An 18,065-nucleotide genomic window follows, 5' to 3' on the forward strand; every position below is an offset into this window, starting at 1 on the left:
GGCGTTAACGCCAGATGCTGACGACAGGAGGATATTATGGCGATTTTGGTGACCGGCGGTGCCGGATACATTGGTTCGCACTCCGTATTGGCGCTGCTGGAACGGGGTGAGGATGTGGTGGTGCTGGACAATTTGGTCAATGCGTCTGAAGAGTCCTTGCGACGCGTAGCGCAGCTGACGGGCAAAGCCGCAAAGTTCTATCGGGGTGATATACAGGACGCAGGCTGCTTGCAGCGGATCTTTAACGAGCAGCAGATTGCTTCGGTGATCCACTTCGCCGGTCTGAAGGCCGTAGGGGAGTCGACCCAGAAACCCCTGGAGTATTATCAAAACAACGTGACGGGCACGTTGGTCCTGCTGGAAGCGATGCGTCAGGCCGGCGTTCACCGGTTTATCTTTAGCTCCTCCGCCACGGTGTACGGTGAAAATGCGCCGGTGCCTTATCGCGAGGATATGCCGATTGGCGGCACCACCAGCCCTTACGGTACCTCAAAATGGATGGTGGAGCAGATCCTGCAGGATTTTGCCAAGGCTGAACCGGCATTTTCGATTATCGCGCTACGCTACTTCAACCCGGTAGGGGCCCATGAGTCGGGGCTGATTGGTGAAGATCCCAGCGGCATTCCCAATAACCTGCTGCCGTATATCGCGCAGGTCGCTATTGGCCAGCGTGAAAGCCTGAGCGTGTTCGGCGGCGATTACCCGACCAAAGACGGCACCGGCGTGCGTGATTACATTCACGTGATGGATGTTGCTCAGGGCCACCTGGCGGCGATGGACCACTTAAAACTGCTCGCCGGTTTCAAAGCCTATAATTTGGGCTCGGGGGTAGGGTATTCGGTGTTGGAAATGGTGCAGGCGTTTGAGAAAGCCTCGGGGGTAACCATTCCCTACCAGATTTTACCGCGCCGTGCGGGCGATCTGCCTGCCTTCTGGGCCGATGCCAGCCTGGCGAAACAGGAGCTGGGCTGGCAAGTGCAACGCGGCCTTGATCTGATGATGCGCGATACCTGGAACTGGCAAAGTAAAAACCCGCAGGGCTACCGCCAATAGTTTTTCATCGACAGTAAAAAAGGGTTCAGCTTGCTGAACCCTTTGTTTTTAGTGCGACGTAACGCTTAAGCCAGCTTTTGTTGCGCCCAGGCCAAACCGCTTTGGTATTCGGCCGGTAACAGCGGCGCCAAAGCCTGCAATGCCTGTTGCAACGCACCGGCGTCGGGATCGTTCAGGTTGAGATGCCCAACCTTGCGGCCCTCGCGCACCTCTTTCTCGTACCAGTGCAGATGCACCAGCGGTAACGCCAGCCACTGCTGATTTACCGCGGTACCGATCAGGTTGACCATCACCGACGGGGTGCTCACGACCGGCTTCGGCAGCGGCAGGGCGAGAATGGCACGCAGGTGCAGTTCGAACTGGCTGATAGACGCGCCGTTTTGCGTCCAGTGGCCGCTGTTGTGGACCCGAGGCGCCAGTTCGTTAATCAGCAGACGATCGCCAACGATAAAACACTCCATCGCCATGACGCCGACGTAGTTCAGTTCATCAAGGATCGCCGTCAGCATCTGTTCAGCTTGCTGTTGCAGCGCAGGATTGGGCTGCGGCAACGCCACGCTGGTGCGCAGAATGCCTTCTTCATGCAGGTTATGGGTCAGCGGATAGAACACCGATTTACCGTCGTGTCCGCGTGCGCCGACCAATGAGACCTCGCCGGAGAAGTTAATCCCCTGTTCGACGATGCATTCGCCATAGGCATCGGCCGGCAGTTCGGCTTCCTGACCTGGGCGCAGACGCCACTGACCCCGGCCGTCGTAACCGCCGACGCGACGTTTAACGATAGCCAGTTCGCCCAGGGTCGCGAAAACCTGCGGCCACTCGGCGACGTCGGTCAGCAACTGCCAGGGGGCAGTGGCCAGGCCGAGCTGATCGAGTAACTGTTTTTGCGTCAGGCGGTCCGCCAGACGGGGGAAAATATCGCGGTTAACGAAGCTGTTGTGGGTCGCCAGCTCACGCGTCAGCGCGGTTTCCGGCCAACGCTCGATTTCGGCGGTGATCACGCTGTTTTGATAAGGTACCGCTTCCGGCTCAGCGTCGAGGCCAACCGGATAGACGGCGATCCCCAGCGGCTCACCGGCTTGGCGCAGCATACGCCCCAGTTGACCGTTACCCAGTACGCAAACCGGCTTCATGCTTCCTCCCGCGGGTCCGGGTTATTCAGCACCTCGTCAGTCTGCGCCTGACGCCAATCGGCCAGGCGTTGCGCCAACTCAGCGTCATGCAACGCCAGAATTTGCGCTGCCAGCAGTGCAGCATTGGCGGCGCCGGCCTTGCCGATCGCCAGGGTGCCTACCGGAATACCGCGCGGCATTTGCACGATGGAATACAGGCTGTCCACGCCGCTCAAGGCAGCGCTTTGCACCGGCACACCCAGCACCGGCACCAGGGTTTTCGCCGCCAGCATGCCCGGCAGGTGCGCAGCACCGCCCGCACCGGCAATGATCACGTCAATACCCTTGGCGCTTGCCTGTTCGGCAAAGCTGAACAGCTTGTCTGGCGTGCGATGAGCGGAAACGACTTCGACATGGAACGGGACGTCGAGTGAGGTCAGGACTTCGGCCGCAAACTGCATGGTGGCCCAGTCACTTTTCGATCCCATTACAATTGCGATTTTAACCTCAGCGTGAGTGGCTGAAGCGGCGTTGGCTCCCATGGGTGTAAGGCTCCTGTAATTGTACAAACGACGGCCGATTGCCTGCGGCGGGAGGCCGAATGAGGGCGTAGAGCATACCATGAGCGAACGGCAAGGAAAACGGTTGCGTCGCCGGTTTTGATCGTCAAAAGCGCGAATTTTTATACCCGCGCGTTAAGTCAGAAGCTTAGAAAGGGAATTGGATCAGTTCGACGGCGTCGGCGCTGACTTTGATCATCGAGCCTTCTTCATGCCAGGCACCCAGCACTAAACGGTGAGCTTTGCCGTTGCTCAGCGTCAACTCATGCACGGCCGGACGATGCGTGTGGCCATGGATCATCCAGTGAACCTGGTGGTTCAGCATGGTTTGCTCAACCGCCTGCGGGTTGACGTCCATGATGGCGTCCGATTTGTATTGGTTGCTTTGCCGGCTGCGGGCACGCATTTTAGCGGCGATCTTAAGGCGCCAGCGTAAAGGCATTGCCAGGAACAATTTTTGAATCAGTGGGTTGTGTACTTTTCGGCGGAACTGTTGGTAGGCCCGATCGTCGGTACACAGCGTGTCACCGTGCAGGATCAGGATTTTGCGGCCATACAGGTCCAGCACCTTTTCTTCCGGCAGCAGTTGCATGCCGCTAGCACGGGCAAAGCGCTTGCCCACCAGAAAATCACGGTTGCCGTGGATAAAGTAGCAGGGCACGCCTGCCTGTTGCAGCGTCTTCAGCGCCGCGGCGATTTCAGCATGCAGCGGTTCGGGATCGTCATCGCCGATCCAGGCTTCGAACAGATCGCCGAGTATGTACAGGGCTTCGGCGTGTATGGCATCTTGCCGCAAAAAACGCAGAAAACCGGCAGTAATTGCCGGTTCCTGTGCGCTTAAGTGCAGATCTGCAATGAACAGCGTGTTCATTCAGCTGCGATTACTCGCTGACGGTAACGCTGGTGACGATCACGTCTTCTACCGGTACGTCCTGGTGCATGCCGCTGCGGCCAGTTTTCACGGCTTTGATCTTGTTAACCACGTCCATGCCTTCAACCACTTCAGCAAACACGCAATAGCCCCAACCCTGGGCGTTTTCGCCGCGGAAGTTCAGGAAGTCGTTGTCTGCTACGTTGATGAAGAACTGTGCGGTCGCGGAGTGTGGATCGTTGGTACGCGCCATTGCCAGGGTACCGATGGTGTTTTTCAGACCGTTGTTGGCTTCGTTCTTGATGGTGGCTTTGGTGTCTTTCTGGCTCATACCCGGCTCAAAACCGCCGCCCTGAATCATGAAGCCATTGATAACACGGTGGAAAATGGTGTTGTTGTAGAAACCGTCACGGCAGTAGTTCAGGAAGTTTTCAACGGTAACCGGTGCTTTGTCCGCGAAGGTGTTGATAACGATGTCGCCGTGATTAGTGTGGAAAGTAACCATAGTTTTAGTCCTAACAAGATGAAGTGAGATGTCACATGGAGCGAGTGAACTATCAGACCGCCGTTATAACATATCTCCTGTAATGAGTCAGCAGCGGCTAAACCGCGCTCAGGCTGTGGTAAATGGCAATTTGTTATATTATAACATCTGTGGCAATCGCTGATTTATCACCGTTTTCCACCTCTGAGCTCAGCAAAGCGCGGCCTTAACCTTGCATTAGATCAGGCTTCGGGTTTCAATACGCTGCTGGGTGAACAACCTTAACCCTGGTTATCATTTTTGTTATCACGCACACCACGGAATGTCCCGATGCTAAAGATTTTTAATACCCTGAGTCGTCAAAAAGAGGAATTTAAACCCATTCATGCCGGTAAAGTGGGCATGTACGTGTGCGGGGTAACCATCTATGACCTGTGTCATATCGGACATGGGCGTACCTTCGTTGCTTTCGACGTGGTGGCACGTTATCTGCGCTATCTCGGCTACTCGCTGAACTATGTGCGTAACGTCACCGACGTTGACGACAAAATTATCCGCCGCGCGACTGAAAATGGCGAAAGCTGCGATCAACTGACCGCACGCATGCTGGCGGAGATGCACGCCGACTTCGATTCTCTGCTGATCGAACGACCGGACATTGAACCGCGTGCGACCCAGCATATCGCCGAGATCATTGAGATCACCCAGCGCCTGATCGATCGCGATCACGCGTATGTAGCCAGCAACGGCGACGTGATGTTCTCCATCGACAGCGATCCGCAATACGGTTTGCTGTCACGCCAGGATCTGGATCAGCTGCAGGCCGGTGCGCGCGTAGAAATCGACGACGTGAAACGCAACCCGATGGACTTCGTGCTGTGGAAGATGTCCAAGCCGGGCGAACCGAGCTGGGCGTCGCCTTGGGGCGCAGGGCGTCCGGGTTGGCACATTGAATGTTCTGCCATGAACTGCAAGCAGCTTGGCACCCATTTTGATATCCACGGCGGCGGTTCCGATCTGATGTTCCCGCACCACGAGAACGAAATTGCCCAGTCGAGCTGCGCCCACGACGGCCCGTACGTCAATTACTGGATGCACTCCGGTATGGTGATGATCGACAAAGAAAAAATGTCGAAATCCCTGGATAACTTCTTCACTATTCGCGACGTGCTGGGTTACTACGACGCTGAAACCGTGCGTTACTTCCTGATGTCCGGCCACTATCGCAGCCAGTTGAACTACAGCGAAGAGAATCTGAAGCAGGCCCGTACCGCTCTGGAACGCCTGTACACTGCGCTGCGTGGCACTGATGCCAACGCCCAACCGGCTGGCGGCGACGTGTTTGAAGCCCGTTTCCGTGAAGCCATGGACGACGACTTCAACACGCCGGAAGCTTACTCGGCGCTGTTTGATTTGGCGCGTGAGGTTAACCGTCTGAAAGCTGAAGACATGACGGCGGCGAACGGCATGGCTGCAGAACTGCGCAAGCTGGCGAAGGTGCTCGGTCTGCTGCAGCAGGAACCTGAACAGTTTCTGCAGAGCGGCGCACAGGTCGATGATGGTGAAGTGGCGGAGATCGAAGCCTTGATCAAGCAGCGTAACGATGCGCGTAAAGCCAAAGATTGGGCGTTGGCGGATGCCGCGCGCGATCGCTTGAACGAGATGAACATCGTGCTTGAAGATGGCCCGCAGGGAACCACCTGGCGCCGTAAGTAATCCGCTTTAGGCTACAAACAAAAAAGGCGCTGAGTTAATCTTCAGCGCCTTTTCTATGGAGCGGGGATTACGGCTTAACTACAACCTTACCGCCGTTAAACTCCACGACCTGATCGGCAACGATTTTGCAGCGTTTGCGCGTTTCGACTTTGCCGTTCACTTTCACCTGCCCATCGGCGATGACTTCTTTGGCGGCACCGCCGCTTTCACACCAGCCCTGGAATTTGAGCAGGTCGCACAGTTCGACGTGCGGGTGATTATCCAGATTAAAAGTTTCCATACTGCCTTACTTATTTAGGTTGAACGTCGTGATATTCCTCGCAGGCCTGCAAGGTATTTTGGATCAGTGTAGCAACGGTCATTGGACCCACGCCACCCGGAACCGGAGTAATGTAGGCGGCGCGTTCGCTTGCGGCGTCAAAATCCACGTCGCCGACCACTTTACCACTTTCCAGACGGTTAATGCCGACGTCCACCACGATAGCGCCAGGTTTTATCCAGTCGCCCGGAATAAAGCCCGGTTTGCCGACCGCCACGACCAGCAGATCGGCGTTTTCAACGTGGTGGCGCAGGTTCTTGGTGAAACGGTGGGTCACGGTGGTGGTGCACCCGGCCAGCAGCAGCTCCATGCTCATTGGGCGGCCAACGATGTTGGACGCGCCAACCACGACGGCATTCAGGCCATAGGTATCGATGTTGTAACGCTCAAGCAGGGTGACAATACCGCGTGGGGTGCAAGGGCGCAGTTTTGGCGCACGTTGGCACAGGCGGCCAACGTTGTACGGATGGAAACCGTCGACGTCTTTATCCGGATGAATACGCTCCAGCACCTTGACGTTGTCGATACCGGCCGGCAGCGGCAGCTGCACTAAAATGCCGTCGATCTCGCCGTCGGCGTTCAGCCGATCGATCAGCGCCAGCAGTTCAGCCTCACTGGTGGTGGCAGGCAGATCGTAAGAGCGGGAGAGGAAGCCCACTTCATCACAGGCGCGGCGCTTGCTGGCGACGTAAATCTGTGAGGCGGGGTTCTCGCCAACCAATACGACAGCCAGGCCCGGAGCGCGTTTTCCGGCGGCCAGACGTTGTTTAACTTGCTCAGCCACTTCGTTTCTAACCTGCTGCGCAATCGTTTTACCATCAATAATCTTTGCTGACATCAGTGAGGAAATCCATCAATTAAGAAAAGCGGGGGATGACGCTATTTTGTCAGAAGCGGAGCGCGCTGTCAGGCGCTGAATCGCGATCAGCGGTGTTTGCCAGGTGTGATTTACGCTTTTTTTATGCCAACGACAGGATCCTCTACGCCTTTTTTACCGCTCGCTGCGTAAGCTGTGGCTATTCACACTGAGGACGGGAGTCAAAATCATGATGCTCATTACCCGGTTGCACTTTTTACACCTGCCTGTTGATAGCCAGGCATGCCAACCAAGACACGTGGGGGAAACGGTATTCGATTCGTCCTTGCATCCGGCTGACGTTGCGCAGCTGATTGCCCTGCATCAGCTTGCCGCACACAAAACGCCGCCCTCATGGAGAACGCGCCTGGGCGCATTGTGCCGGAGGCTGCGTGCATGAGAAACATCAAAGGGATGGGTTTTATGCTGCTGGTATGGGGGCCAATGGCGCAGGCTTCGTTAAATGCCGCACCGGTTAGCGCAGCTTTACTGCAGCCGTTATCGGCGGCTTGCAACCTGTTGGCGGCTCAGCATGCCGATTGGGGAAACATCAACGCGATGGTGCGCTCGGCTCGCGTTTGCCTGCAGCGTCCGGCAGAACAGCAACAGTCGGATCGTATGCCAGAACAGGCTGATGCCGGCCTGGTACAGCGTAACAGCAGCCTGTTGCCGGACTTAACCCAAGGGAAATGACGCGGTTAACTCAATACGGGGCGGCGGTAATGACTGAAAATTCATCATAAAGCACGGCTGCTGACGTAACGTCATGAAAAGGCATTGACTCAATGATCTCTGACCGTATAATCCAACCCGCAACTCCCGGTTGCCGCATCCCAATGCGCCCTTAGCTCAGTTGGATAGAGCAACGGCCTTCTAAGCCGTAGGTCACAGGTTCGAGCCCTGTAGGGCGTACCATTTCGAAGTCAACACACCTCTACTGAATTCGCTTTTTCTCCTTTATATTCCCTGAAATTACTGATTTTTTCTGTCACGAGCGCTATCGAGGTCAACTCAGTTAAAGCCAAATCAAGTGGTATCTGGGGGCTTTAGAGGGTGCTCATCTCGATTAGAGGCCTCTAATGCCACTAAATACACGACAAACCCAAATAAAAAGAATACAAGCGACACCGATGTAGCAGCCTGTATCTGTCGGTAACGCTATCCTACGAAATACTGGTGGTTTAGGCTGTTTGCGACTTTAGTCATAGAGTTTTCTTACCTTGAGCATAAATCACTCTCTATTCAGAAATAAGATTCTGGTATGACATTCACTTTCCTTAGCGGCGGTTTTTCCGAAATAGTGCACTTCGCCTGCGTATTCGTGAGAACACTTAACTCCATGTTTATTATGTTTATCGCAAGTATGTAAATACACAGCGAGACGATTTTCACCCTGTGTCGGGATTTTAAAAGAAGATTTTTTCAGTCAATGGGTTTTCACCCTAGCTCTTTCAAAAAGTCAGTTATTTTTTTAAAAATATATCGGGTGACGATGGTGGTATTAATTAAGTTCGTTAATTTTTATTGGCAACTTCCCGTTTGTTATTTTTATATGAGAGATTGTAGCGTTGTTTTTTTTGGTTTTATTATCTGATTTTATCTTGATGGTTTCAATTTTGAAACGCCGGATTTCATTACAGTGACTAGTCAAAATTTAAATGCATACCGATAGTGAGTGAATTGATGATGAGGATTCTTTTCATGACAACATTTCACCTTGGTAAAAGTAAGTTTTCACCGCTATCTGAGCTGATCTCGATTCATGCTAACGAACGTTCTGGCGCTATCGCTTTACGCTACAAGGACATCGTTGTTACATATAAAGAATTGCAGCGTTATTCTGAACAGATTTTGGCAGCGATACAGTATAATAAAATCCCTCCGCGCACTGCTATTGCTATCGCTTCGTCCAATCCATTGCTATCCACGTTGGCTCTTCTCGGCGTTATTAGTGCCGGTTGTGTCGCTGTCCCCGTCGCTCTATCGTCGTCACCCGAACAAATCGCCTCGGTCATTGCAGACGCATGTATTCCTTTAGTCTTTTTGGATAACGAATTTCTTCAGGGGTTGCCATCGATTGGCGCCAAGGTCGCTAACCTTGACGACTTCGATAGCTGGTTAGCCCCTGAAGAGTTTGCTGTTACGCATGTGGAAATATCGCCGGCAGATCCTTTTAACATCATCTATTCATCAGGAACCACGGGTACGCCAAAGGGAATTATCCATACGCATGGTATGCGTTGGAGTCAAATAGCGGCATATGGGCAGATTGTTCCGCGATGTGACTCTGCGGTCACTTTGATCGCCACGCCGATCTATTCCAATACGACATTAGTCTGTTTGCTGCCGTCGCTTGCCTACGGGGGGACTGCGGTGTTGATGGGCAAATTCGATGCTTATGAATATTTAGTTGAAGCGCAGAATTCACGAGCTACCCACACCATGCTGGTTCCTGTGCAGTATCAACGAATTATGGCTTCAACAAAATTCGACGATTTTGATCTTGGTAGTTTTATTTTTAAATCATGTACGGGGGCACCTTTTTCTCCCGAGTTAAAAGCCGATGTCATCCGCCGTTGGCCAGGCGCCTTGCTCGAAATTTACGGGATGACAGAAGGAGGGGGGAGCTGCGTCCTCTTGGCAAATGAACACCCTGATAAACTCCACACGGTCGGTCAGCCTGTGCTTGGCTGCGAAATTCGCTTGATTGATGCACAAGGGAATGAGGTCAATTCTGGAGAGATCGGTGAAGTCGTGGGGCGTTCTAATATGATGATGGCCGGTTATCACGGGCGCCCGGACACGACCCGGGAAGCCATCTGGATTGATGCTAATGGCGATAGATTTATACGGCATGGTGACCTTGGGCGTTTCGATGATGAGGGTTTTTTGACCCTGCTTGGGCGCATTAAGGACATGATCATTAGCGGCGGTTTTAATATATATCCATCAGATATAGAAGCAGTTTTGCGGTTACATCCCTTCGTTGCAGATTGCGCGGTTATAGGTGTTCCCTCGGTTAATTGGGGAGAAACCCCCTACGCCTTCTACGTGCCTAAAAACCACTCGCTCAGCCCTAATGAAGTCATCACTTGGGTTAATGAGCGAATGGGCAAGACACAGCGCTTATCTGGCGCACAGGCAATTGCTCAACTGCCTCTTAGCGCGATAGGAAAAGTACTTAAACGTGAACTGCGCGCGCTCTTTCTGACCGAGCACCCCACCTCATTAGCATGATAAGGAATTGAACTATGAAACCCGACCTGCAGGATCGTGTTGCGATTATCACCGGCGCCGGTGGCGGGCTTGGTCGTGCCCATGCACATCTGCTAGCCCGTCACGGTGTCAAAGTTGTGATAAATGATATTGGGCCGGGTGCCGACAAGGTTGCCGAAGAAATCAATTCATCGGGGGGAGAAGCCATTAGTTTCCAGGCCTCTGTGACCGATGAGGAGAAAATAAGGGCCATGGTTACGGACACGATGGAGCGGTGGGGGAGAGTCGATATTCTGGTCAACAATGCAGGTAACCTGCGGGATAAGACTTTTGTCAAAATGACTTTGGATGATTTTCGCTCCGTGTTGGACGTACATCTAATGGGATCCGTGATTTGTACCAAGGCCGTATGGGAGGCTATGCATCGCCAAAAGTATGGGCGCATCGTATTCACGACGTCCTCCTCCGGTCTATATGGCAACTTCGGGCAGGCCAATTATTCAGCGGCGAAAATGGGTCTGGTGGGGCTGATGCAAACACTGGCACTGGAAGGCGCCAAGAGTAATATTTTGGTGAATTGTTTGGCGCCTACTGCAGCGACCGCTATGAGCGATGGGCTTTTGGTACCGCAAGCAAAGCGAGTATTGCAGCCTGAGGCAGTGAGTCCGGCACTCCTGCCGCTGGTTTCGCAGTGCGCCCCGACCAGGGCTATTGTTTGCGCAGGCGCGGGTAATTTTGCCCGCGCCTATATAACGTTGACCGGTGGGCGCTTTTTAGGCAGTGACGCCCATGTCACCAACCGTATTTTCGCCGACTGGCAAGTGATCGGCGATCGCGAGTCTGAGCAGGTTCCTGAGTCTGCCACTGCGCAGATTCATCAAGAACTCATCGCCGCTTTCCGTTCACAAACCGAAAATAACCAGTGAGAATCTACTATGCGTGATGCCGTTATTGTTTCCACAGCCCGAACCCCGATTGGCAAAGCCTATCGGGGGGCTTTTAATGCCACCCCATCTGCAACACTGGCTGGGCATGCAATTAAACACGCTGTCGAGCGAGCAGGGATTGTTGGTAGTGAAGTGGATGATGTGTTACTCGGTTCTGCGTTGCAGCAAGGAGTGCAAGGGCTGAACATTGGCCGCCTGGCTGCATTGCGCGCCGGGTTACCCACGTCGGTTTCAGGTATGTCGTTGGATCGCCAGTGCGCTTCGGGCCTTATGGCGGTTGCTACGGCGGCCAAGCAAATCATTGTCGATGGTATGAGTATTGCCGTTGCCGGAGGTGTGGAATCCATCTCGATGGTGCAGACTGATCGGATGCGAATTGAGCCTGACATGGAGCTTTTTTCGCTGTACCCAACTGCCTATATGCAGATGGTGGATACGGCTGACATCGTAGCGAAGCGTTATGAGATCAGCCGGGAATCCTGTGACGAATACTCGTTACGCTCCCAGCAACGAACGGCAGCAGCGCAGTTAGAAGGGTTGTTCGACAAGGAAATTGTTCCTATGCGCGCTTTGATGGCCTACAACGACACGGAGACCGGCGTATTGGCCTATAAAGAGGTCTTGTTGGAACGTGATGAAGGCAATCGTCCAGAAAGTACCCTGGACGATTTGCGTGCCCTTTATTCCGTCAAGGGACCCGGCAAAAATGTTACCGCTGGCAACGCTAGCCAACTCTCCGATGGTGCCTGTGCGCTGGTGCTTATGGAAGCCAAGGAGGCCGAACGCAGAGGCCTGCAGCCGTTAGGTCGCTATGTTGGTATGGCCGTAGCGGGGGTTGATCCGGACGAGATGGGAATTGGTCCCGTTGCCGCGGTGCCTAAATTGCTGCAGAGCAATGGCCTAAAGATTGATGATATCGGGTTATGGGAGCTCAATGAGGCATTTGCAGTGCAAGTGATCTATTGCCGAGACAGGCTGGGTATTCCGGACGACAGGTTGAACGTTAATGGCGGCGCTATTGCAATAGGTCATCCCTACGGCATGTCCGGCGCCCGGATGACGAGTCATGCGCTGATTGAAGGGAAGCGTAGAGGCGAGCGCTACGCCGTAGTGACGATGTGTGTCGGCGGAGGAATGGGGGCTGCCGGTTTATTCGAAATCTATTGAGAGCGGCGCCTCACTCAGAAGTTAACCACTCACAGGATGGGTCAGGCGTCATTTTTGGTTTGGAAGTTTATCGACGGGAAAAGAACGAGGTTCTGTTTCGGAAAGAGCTTATCGGCCCGCGGTTGCCACTCTTTTGTAAGACGCCTAACGATTTCCTCGATGAAATCCAGAAATACTTTTAACTTGGGTATGGATGCCAGCCGATCGAGATATAAAGCATAAAGTTGCGGCGACTCACTTATTTCATAATCAGGCAAGATGCGAACTAACTCTCCCGAGAGTAATCCTGGCAGCGCCCAAATACCGGTAATGGGGGCAATGACGCGGCCATGTTTCACCAGTTCGAGGATTTGTGAATGATCGGTCGACAAAAATCTATGGTAAGTAGGTAACGTAAAGCGTTCCTGGCCCCGGGATATTTCGAGCCTGGGCACATAAGCAGGCAAAGGGCCCGGCTCAACCGCCGCTGCGTCGAGGTAGAAATTACCGATGATGGCATGATCTTCGAGATCCTCTGGAGAGGTCGGTATTCCGTTGGCCTGTACGTATTCTTGGCTTGCTACCAGGATGTTTTTTACCTCTGCGATTTTTCGGGCGGTCAAACGAGAATCCGATAACCACCCGCAATGGAGAACGACATCGAGAATGTTAGGCTCTGGGAGTAATCTTTCTCCCACTCGTACGCGAACGTCGATCTCCGGATAGTTATCCAGAAACTCGTGTAAGTTGGGAGTGAGGAGCGTTTTAGCGACATCACTGGTACAGCCTATGCGCAATATACCGGCCGGGCTACTCCTGTAGGTTGCAATCTCGGCGTCAGCGTCTTCCATTTCTTCTCGCATGCGTATGCATCGTGCGTGTAAAACACTCCCCACTTCGGTAAGCGTTATGCGCCGCGTAGTACGTTCGACAAGTCTAACGTTGTAGAGGGACTCCAAACGCGATACCGCCCGGCTTACCGTTGCTTTAGACTCACCCAGTGCACGCGCTGCCCCAGAAATAGAGCCACGATCGCCGACCATTGCGAATATTTTGAAAGCATCGCTTTTTTCCATGTTCTATCCTCTGGCTGTCACATTCTCATTAGCTAAGAAACTCGAGTGCTATTTAACATTAAAATAATGAGAGAGATTGAACGGGGTAATATTCTAAAGCGCTGACCAATTTTTGTTGGCAACTATCACTTAGGTATCGACGTAGTATCAAAGACAGCAATACCGCCAGCCTTAACAGAAGCCCCTATATAGCGATCCTTTGTTTCCACAACTCCGGTGGGCGCAAAGAGGGGGGCCGCACGGCCTTACATGACGGCTAACATTTCGTCATCTTCATTAAAGGCCAGAAGGGATATGACTCCTGACCTTTAATGTGATTATTGATTAATGTATATCCGCCTATTTCAAGGGAGAGTATTGGATTAACTCTCCGCCGTTACAATTTTGTTTTTTGAATCTTCCACCAAGAAAATAAATAAAATTTTCTATAGCTGATTGGCTATTGACCCCGCTTCCTTCTGCCATCCTTCTGCCAGGGTGCGCACCAGTGCATCATAGCCGTCTTCGCTTTGCTTCAGTTCCAGGTTGAACGGCCGTTTGATCAGCCGGCCCTGGTGATTCAGGATCCACTCACCGCGGATGACAGCCTTACCGTCAAAGCGGCCATGGAAGCCGCTAATGGAGACGTTAAGCACATCCTGATTGCGACTCATTGGCTGGGAAGATATTACCCAACCCGGTAGCGCGCTGCTCAGATTGGTCACCAGCGTTTGCTGCAGTTGCTGGTCGAGTGGGCTGGCCCATAGGTTGTTCTGGGCTATGACGTACTGCACATCGTTAGTCTGAAAAACCACGCCATTCTGCATGAGATAATCGGCCACGAAAATATGTTCCAACCACAGTTCACGCGTTGACGCGCCGCTGCTCACCGGGGCTGGCATGCCCAACGCCTGCAGCTGATAGTAGGTTTTTTTTGGGGTGCTGCTACAGGCGCTGAGCAGCAGTGTCAGAGCTATCGGGAGCCATTTCATCATTTATTGGCCTTCTTAGGCTGGGGATCATCATGGCTGGCGGCTTCAAACACCAGCGCATTGCTCTTGTCATTCAGAGTGCGTAGCACCGGCTGCAGTTCACGCAGCACCTGATCCAGACGTTGCATGTCCGCTACCATTTTGTTGTAGGCAGGAGAGCCTGGTTGGAACCCTTTCAAACTACGATTGAGTTCCTGCAGTGTTTTCTGCATGTCCTGCGGCAGCGCCTGCATCTCTTTGCTGGAGATGATGCCATTCAGCGACTTCATGGTCTGCTGAGTGGACTTCATGGTCCTCTGGCTTTCCGCCAGCGTTTTGGTCGCTTCGTTGATCATCGGATTGAGTGGTATCGCGTTGATCTTATCCAGCGTTTGCATCAGTTTTTGCTGGATCTGCGCAAGACCGCCGCTGGTTGTAGGTATCAGCGGGTAGCCGAACAGCTCGTGCGGTTCATCCCAAGCCTTATCCTGCGGATTAAAGTCCAGATCGATATAGAGAGAACCGGTTAGCAAGTTGGCTGATTTTAGAGAAGCGCGCATGCCGCGTGACTCGGCGTCTTTCAGACTTTTATCAAAATCAAAGTCCTTGCCTAACTTCCTCAGGCGTTCTGGCTCGATGTGGATTAACACCGGAATGCGGTAATCGTTGTTCAAACGATGTTCAATACCTTCTTTAAAAAATGGCACTTGGGCCACAGTTCCGAGACGGATACCCCGAAACTCTACCGGCGCACCCGGCTGTAATCCGCGAACCGAGTCGGTGAAGAACATCAGGTAATCTTTGTGCACGGTATACAGTGAGTCCTGAATACTGCGTTGGTTGTCGAACAGTTGATATACGTCCTTTTCTTTAGCCTGTTGGCCTCTATCCCAATCGTCTGGCACGTCAAAGCTCACGCCGCCGCTGAATAAGGTGGCCAACGAGCCCATTTCCACACGCATGCCTTGTGCCGACATGTCGAATGCCACACCGCTGTCTTTCCAGAAGCGCACGTTGCTGGTCACTAACTGGTCGTAGGGGGCCGAGATAAACAGCTGGTAGCGCATGGTGCGCTGTTTGGGATCGAAATAGCTGGTTTCCACTGAACCGACACGGTAGTTGTGAAATAGCACCGGATCGCCGGCGTTCAACTGGCCAGATTTCTCACTGTCGAGCAAGATGCGCAGCCCTTTGGCGTCCGCAGAGGCCAGCGGCGGCGCATCGAGCAGTTGGTAGTTATCCTTGCCGTCTTTGCCTTTATTGCCCGGCCGCAGTTCGATATAGGCACCTGACAATAGCGTACCCAGGCCGGAAACGCCTTCGCGGCCGATCTGCGGCTTCACCACCCAGAAGGCGCTATCCTGACGCAACAGTTTATCCATGCCGGAGTTAAGGCGTGCTTGCACCATCACCTTGCTCAGGTCGCCGCTTAAGGTCACGGTTTCGACGACGCCGACGTCGACGCTGCGGCTTTTGATTTCGGTTTTGCCCGCTTCCAGCCCTTCGGCACTGGTGGTAACCAAGGTCACCACCGGCCCCTGATGGCTAAAGTGGTAAAACAGGATCCAGGCGCCGATCAGCGCGGTGACGATAGGGATGATCCATACCGGCGACCAGCGCGCAATCTTCTCGACGCCTGCGATGTCATTATTGTTTGCCGTCACCTTGCGGCTCCTTTTTTATTGTTTCGTTTAGACGATCCCAGGTCAGCCGGGGGTCGAAAGCCATGGCGGCGAACATGGTGAGGATCACCACCAGAGCGAATAACAACGCGCCAGTTGCAGGATAGACGCTCATCAATAGGCCTATATGAACCAGCGCAGACAGTACGGCGATGACAAACACGTCGATCATTGACCAGCGGCCAACGAATTCGACCACTTCGTAAATCAGATGCATACGTTCACTGTTGCCGCGGTTTTTCCCGTTGCCGTTGGCGTCCCAGCACAGCCAGCCGATAGCCAGCATCTTCAGCGACGGCACCATAATGCTGGCGATGAAAATGACCATCGCCACCGGATAAGATCCTTCTCCCCACAGCAAGATCACCCCGGCCATGATGGTCGAATTCATTTTGTTGCCCAGTGCTTCGGTGACCATGATCGGCATCAGGTTGGCAGGGATATAAAGCATGAGTGAGGTCACCAGCAGCGCCAGCGTCCACTGCAGGCTGTTGCGGCGGCGCACGTAGCCATTGGTGTGGCAGCGTGGGCATTGGGTCACCTCGGCCGGCAGAATTGCCGTGCAACAGAGACAGGAGCGCACGCCCTGGCGCATGCCAGTGCCCCCGACCGTTAACGGAAGATCCAGGCGCGGCGCCGGTGCGATGTCCTGCCACAGCCAGTGGCGATCTACGCACTGAAAGGCGCGCACCTGCAACAGACAGAACAGGCAATAAGGCAAAAAGCTGCCGCCGATGCCGATATCGCCATAGGCCATCAGTTTGACGAAGCTGACCAGCACCCCGGCGAGGAAGACCTCCACCATGCACCAGGTTTTAAACTGGAACAGCATCTTGCCCAGCCACTCTTTTAATGCCAACGGCATACGCACTCTGGCGCACAGCACAATGATGGCCAGCATACAAAATGCGGGGATCAGTTGTACGAGCAGCATAAACAGCGTGGCCATGCTGGCGTGGTTTTCTTCCAGCATGACCTGGGGGATATTAATCAGTTTGATTTCATTACCGAAGCCGGCAACGCGCATATTGATAAACGGAAAAATATTGGCCAGCAGCAGCATGAACAACGCACTGAGGGCGTAGCCTATCGGCCGTTTGCGCGGTTCCTCCCAGCGGGTGCTGAGAGTCGTGCTGCAACGTAAGCATACCGCTTTGGTACCCGCGCTTAACGGCGGTAACGCCATCAGTAAATCGCACTGCGGGCATAGAATCAGTTTCTCAGTTAAAGGTTGCGCGTGCCGGATTGCTAAAATTATACGCATATGAGATTCAACGGCCCACATTACCCTGTCCCAACAGAGTTTCATGCTCTTTGGAGGACAGAAATCGTAGAGAAACCCCAGTAGGGCCGTATTCCTTGCGGAGCGTGCCATTGAGAGTTATGTCGGTTATGTATGTGCAGCAGGCCATAGTTACCGGGATAACAAGGGAAGAAGAACTTGATCTACCACTTCTGCGATCAGTTCGCTGTCCACTATCTGGCTGCGCTCGGTATGGCGGAATTGAACAACACCTGGCAACAAGTCGATTAACAGATCCAGGTTCACTTGGTCCGAAACAAGCAGCTCACCACGGTCAATCGCACGTTCGATTATTTCTAAGACGCGAATACGACGGCTATTCAACCAGCCAGGGAGCGTCTGTTCTACCCATCCGCTGAGGATGCGATGGTTTCCAAGAAACTCAATGATTGCGAGACGGATATCGGGGTCGTTCAGGCCGTAGAAGTGTTCATAAACGGCGATAAGGTCACTGCGCAGTGAGCCCGTATCGATGGGCAGATCGGTGGGTGAAAAGGCCAGTAGGGCATCAGCCAACAGGGCGTCACGAGACTTCCACCGTCGATACAGTGAAGCTTTGCCTGCTCCTATCCGTTTAGCTACCGCTTCCATAGTGAGTGAATGGAAGCCGCCTTCCGCTACCTGCGCTAGCGCCGCTCGCATAATCCGCAAGTCTAATTCTGCATCTCGAGGGCGTCCCACCGCCGGCCTGGCGGTCTCCGGGGCTAAAGTGGGGGCGTCTGAGGGTGTAATTTTCGACATAATTATGATCCTTGACAGTTTCGATACTGAATC

17 protein-coding genes and 1 tRNA gene are annotated in these 18,065 nt (G+C 53.4%); 7 read left to right on the plus strand and 11 right to left on the minus strand.

All coding sequences use genetic code 11. The features are described 5' to 3' along the window. The first annotated feature begins 36 nt into the window (after nt 1-36). Complete coding sequence (gene galE, locus H0S68_RS05390) at nt 37-1,053, plus strand: UDP-glucose 4-epimerase GalE (RefSeq protein ID WP_410529215.1); 1,017 nt, start codon at nt 37-39, stop codon at nt 1,051-1,053. A gap of 65 nt (nt 1,054-1,118) precedes the next feature. Here galE and purK read toward each other — a convergent pair whose 3' ends face one another. The 4 genes from purK to ppiB form a co-directional block, all read right to left on the minus strand. Then, the gene (gene purK, locus H0S68_RS05395; RefSeq protein ID WP_020825560.1) at nt 1,119-2,186 is read right to left on the minus strand and encodes a 5-(carboxyamino)imidazole ribonucleotide synthase; all 1,068 of its coding nucleotides are present in this window, start codon (nt 2,184-2,186) and stop codon (nt 1,119-1,121) included. Further along, complete coding sequence (gene purE / locus H0S68_RS05400; protein WP_020825561.1) at nt 2,183-2,707, minus strand: 5-(carboxyamino)imidazole ribonucleotide mutase; 525 nt, start codon at nt 2,705-2,707, stop codon at nt 2,183-2,185. Before purE ends, purK begins: the two co-directional genes overlap by 4 nt. A gap of 166 nt (nt 2,708-2,873) precedes the next feature. Beyond that, entirely contained in the window at nt 2,874-3,596 is a 723-nt protein-coding gene (lpxH, locus tag H0S68_RS05405) for a UDP-2,3-diacylglucosamine diphosphatase (protein WP_020825562.1), read from the minus strand. Nucleotides 3,597-3,606: 10 nt separating this feature from the next. Beyond that, a complete protein-coding gene (gene ppiB / locus H0S68_RS05410; protein WP_020825563.1) occupies nt 3,607-4,101 on the minus strand; it encodes a peptidylprolyl isomerase B in 495 nt (164 codons plus the stop codon). Nucleotides 4,102-4,410: 309 nt separating this feature from the next. Between ppiB and cysS the strand changes: the two genes are divergently transcribed. Further along, complete coding sequence (gene cysS / locus H0S68_RS05415) at nt 4,411-5,796, plus strand: cysteine--tRNA ligase (RefSeq protein WP_046374321.1); 1,386 nt, start codon at nt 4,411-4,413, stop codon at nt 5,794-5,796. Nucleotides 5,797-5,863: 67 nt separating this feature from the next. On the opposite strand, the gene ybcJ is transcribed toward cysS, so the two are convergent. Beyond that, nucleotides 5,864-6,076: a ribosome-associated protein YbcJ gene (gene ybcJ, locus H0S68_RS05420; RefSeq protein WP_012005606.1), complete on the minus strand. Its 213-nt coding sequence runs from the start codon at nt 6,074-6,076 to the stop codon at nt 5,864-5,866. 10 nt (nt 6,077-6,086) lie between these two features. Then, a complete protein-coding gene (gene folD, locus H0S68_RS05425) occupies nt 6,087-6,953 on the minus strand; it encodes a bifunctional methylenetetrahydrofolate dehydrogenase/methenyltetrahydrofolate cyclohydrolase FolD (RefSeq protein ID WP_020825565.1) in 867 nt (288 codons plus the stop codon). Between the two features lie 414 nt (nt 6,954-7,367). On the opposite strand from folD, the gene H0S68_RS05430 reads away from it, so the two are divergent. From H0S68_RS05430 to H0S68_RS05450, 5 genes are all read left to right on the plus strand, one after another. Further along, on the plus strand, nt 7,368-7,664 hold the full coding sequence (locus tag H0S68_RS05430) for a hypothetical protein (RefSeq protein ID WP_020825567.1): 297 nt from the start codon (nt 7,368-7,370) through the stop codon (nt 7,662-7,664). Nucleotides 7,665-7,809: 145 nt separating this feature from the next. Beyond that, nucleotides 7,810-7,886: transfer RNA gene (locus H0S68_RS05435), tRNA-Arg, on the plus strand. 786 nt (nt 7,887-8,672) lie between these two features. Further along, nucleotides 8,673-10,208: a class I adenylate-forming enzyme family protein gene (locus H0S68_RS05440; RefSeq protein ID WP_116691180.1), complete on the plus strand. Its 1,536-nt coding sequence runs from the start codon at nt 8,673-8,675 to the stop codon at nt 10,206-10,208. Between the two features lie 14 nt (nt 10,209-10,222). Then, nucleotides 10,223-11,113 (plus strand): SDR family NAD(P)-dependent oxidoreductase, encoded by an 891-nt coding sequence (locus H0S68_RS05445; RefSeq protein WP_410529216.1) that lies wholly within the window; start codon nt 10,223-10,225, stop codon nt 11,111-11,113. 9 nt (nt 11,114-11,122) lie between these two features. Beyond that, entirely contained in the window at nt 11,123-12,301 is a 1,179-nt protein-coding gene (locus tag H0S68_RS05450; protein ID WP_142815763.1) for an acetyl-CoA C-acyltransferase, read from the plus strand. Between the two features lie 41 nt (nt 12,302-12,342). Here the strand turns inward: H0S68_RS05450 and H0S68_RS05455 are convergent, their stop codons facing one another. The 5 genes from H0S68_RS05455 to H0S68_RS05475 all read right to left on the minus strand — a co-directional run bounded on the left by H0S68_RS05455 (nt 12,343) and on the right by H0S68_RS05475 (nt 18,032). Next, the gene (locus tag H0S68_RS05455; RefSeq protein WP_261109921.1) at nt 12,343-13,356 is read right to left on the minus strand and encodes a LysR family transcriptional regulator; all 1,014 of its coding nucleotides are present in this window, start codon (nt 13,354-13,356) and stop codon (nt 12,343-12,345) included. Nucleotides 13,357-13,781: 425 nt separating this feature from the next. After that, nucleotides 13,782-14,330 (minus strand): membrane integrity-associated transporter subunit PqiC, encoded by a 549-nt coding sequence (pqiC, locus tag H0S68_RS05460; protein ID WP_142815761.1) that lies wholly within the window; start codon nt 14,328-14,330, stop codon nt 13,782-13,784. After that, nucleotides 14,327-15,970 (minus strand): intermembrane transport protein PqiB, encoded by a 1,644-nt coding sequence (gene pqiB / locus H0S68_RS05465; protein ID WP_142815760.1) that lies wholly within the window; start codon nt 15,968-15,970, stop codon nt 14,327-14,329. Before pqiB ends, pqiC begins: the two co-directional genes overlap by 4 nt. Beyond that, entirely contained in the window at nt 15,954-17,252 is a 1,299-nt protein-coding gene (gene pqiA, locus H0S68_RS05470; RefSeq protein ID WP_116691179.1) for a membrane integrity-associated transporter subunit PqiA, read from the minus strand. Before pqiA ends, pqiB begins: the two co-directional genes overlap by 17 nt. A 150-nt stretch (nt 17,253-17,402) precedes the next feature. Beyond that, nucleotides 17,403-18,032 (minus strand): TetR/AcrR family transcriptional regulator, encoded by a 630-nt coding sequence (locus H0S68_RS05475; protein WP_116691032.1) that lies wholly within the window; start codon nt 18,030-18,032, stop codon nt 17,403-17,405. Between the last annotated feature and the right edge of the window lie 33 nt (nt 18,033-18,065).

The sequence above is a fragment of the Serratia sp. AXJ-M genome (assembly GCF_046531865.1).
GTDB classification, from domain to species: domain Bacteria; phylum Pseudomonadota; class Gammaproteobacteria; order Enterobacterales; family Enterobacteriaceae; genus Serratia; species Serratia liquefaciens.

Bases quoted from the DNA above. Each gene is read 5' to 3' on its own strand.
- ybcJ (WP_012005606.1), bottom strand. From the start codon at position 6,076: ATGGAAACTTTTAATCTGGATAATCACCCGCACGTCGAACTGTGCGAC.
- H0S68_RS05440 (WP_116691180.1), top strand. From the start codon at position 8,673: ATGACAACATTTCACCTTGGTAAAAGTAAGTTTTCACCGCTATCTGAG.
- pqiA (WP_116691179.1), bottom strand. From the start codon at position 17,252: ATGCGTATAATTTTAGCAATCCGGCACGCGCAACCTTTAACTGAGAAA.
- H0S68_RS05445 (WP_410529216.1), top strand. From the start codon at position 10,223: ATGAAACCCGACCTGCAGGATCGTGTTGCGATTATCACCGGCGCCGGT.
- folD (WP_020825565.1), bottom strand. From the start codon at position 6,953: ATGTCAGCAAAGATTATTGATGGTAAAACGATTGCGCAGCAGGTTAGA.
- lpxH (WP_020825562.1), bottom strand. From the start codon at position 3,596: ATGAACACGCTGTTCATTGCAGATCTGCACTTAAGCGCACAGGAACCG.
- purK (WP_020825560.1), bottom strand. From the start codon at position 2,186: ATGAAGCCGGTTTGCGTACTGGGTAACGGTCAACTGGGGCGTATGCTG.
- ppiB (WP_020825563.1), bottom strand. From the start codon at position 4,101: ATGGTTACTTTCCACACTAATCACGGCGACATCGTTATCAACACCTTC.
- H0S68_RS05455 (WP_261109921.1), bottom strand. From the start codon at position 13,356: ATGGAAAAAAGCGATGCTTTCAAAATATTCGCAATGGTCGGCGATCGT.
- H0S68_RS05450 (WP_142815763.1), top strand. From the start codon at position 11,123: ATGCGTGATGCCGTTATTGTTTCCACAGCCCGAACCCCGATTGGCAAA.
- galE (WP_410529215.1), top strand. From the start codon at position 37: ATGGCGATTTTGGTGACCGGCGGTGCCGGATACATTGGTTCGCACTCC.
- pqiC (WP_142815761.1), bottom strand. From the start codon at position 14,330: ATGATGAAATGGCTCCCGATAGCTCTGACACTGCTGCTCAGCGCCTGT.
- H0S68_RS05475 (WP_116691032.1), bottom strand. From the start codon at position 18,032: ATGTCGAAAATTACACCCTCAGACGCCCCCACTTTAGCCCCGGAGACC.
- cysS (WP_046374321.1), top strand. From the start codon at position 4,411: ATGCTAAAGATTTTTAATACCCTGAGTCGTCAAAAAGAGGAATTTAAA.
- purE (WP_020825561.1), bottom strand. From the start codon at position 2,707: ATGGGAGCCAACGCCGCTTCAGCCACTCACGCTGAGGTTAAAATCGCA.
- H0S68_RS05430 (WP_020825567.1), top strand. From the start codon at position 7,368: ATGAGAAACATCAAAGGGATGGGTTTTATGCTGCTGGTATGGGGGCCA.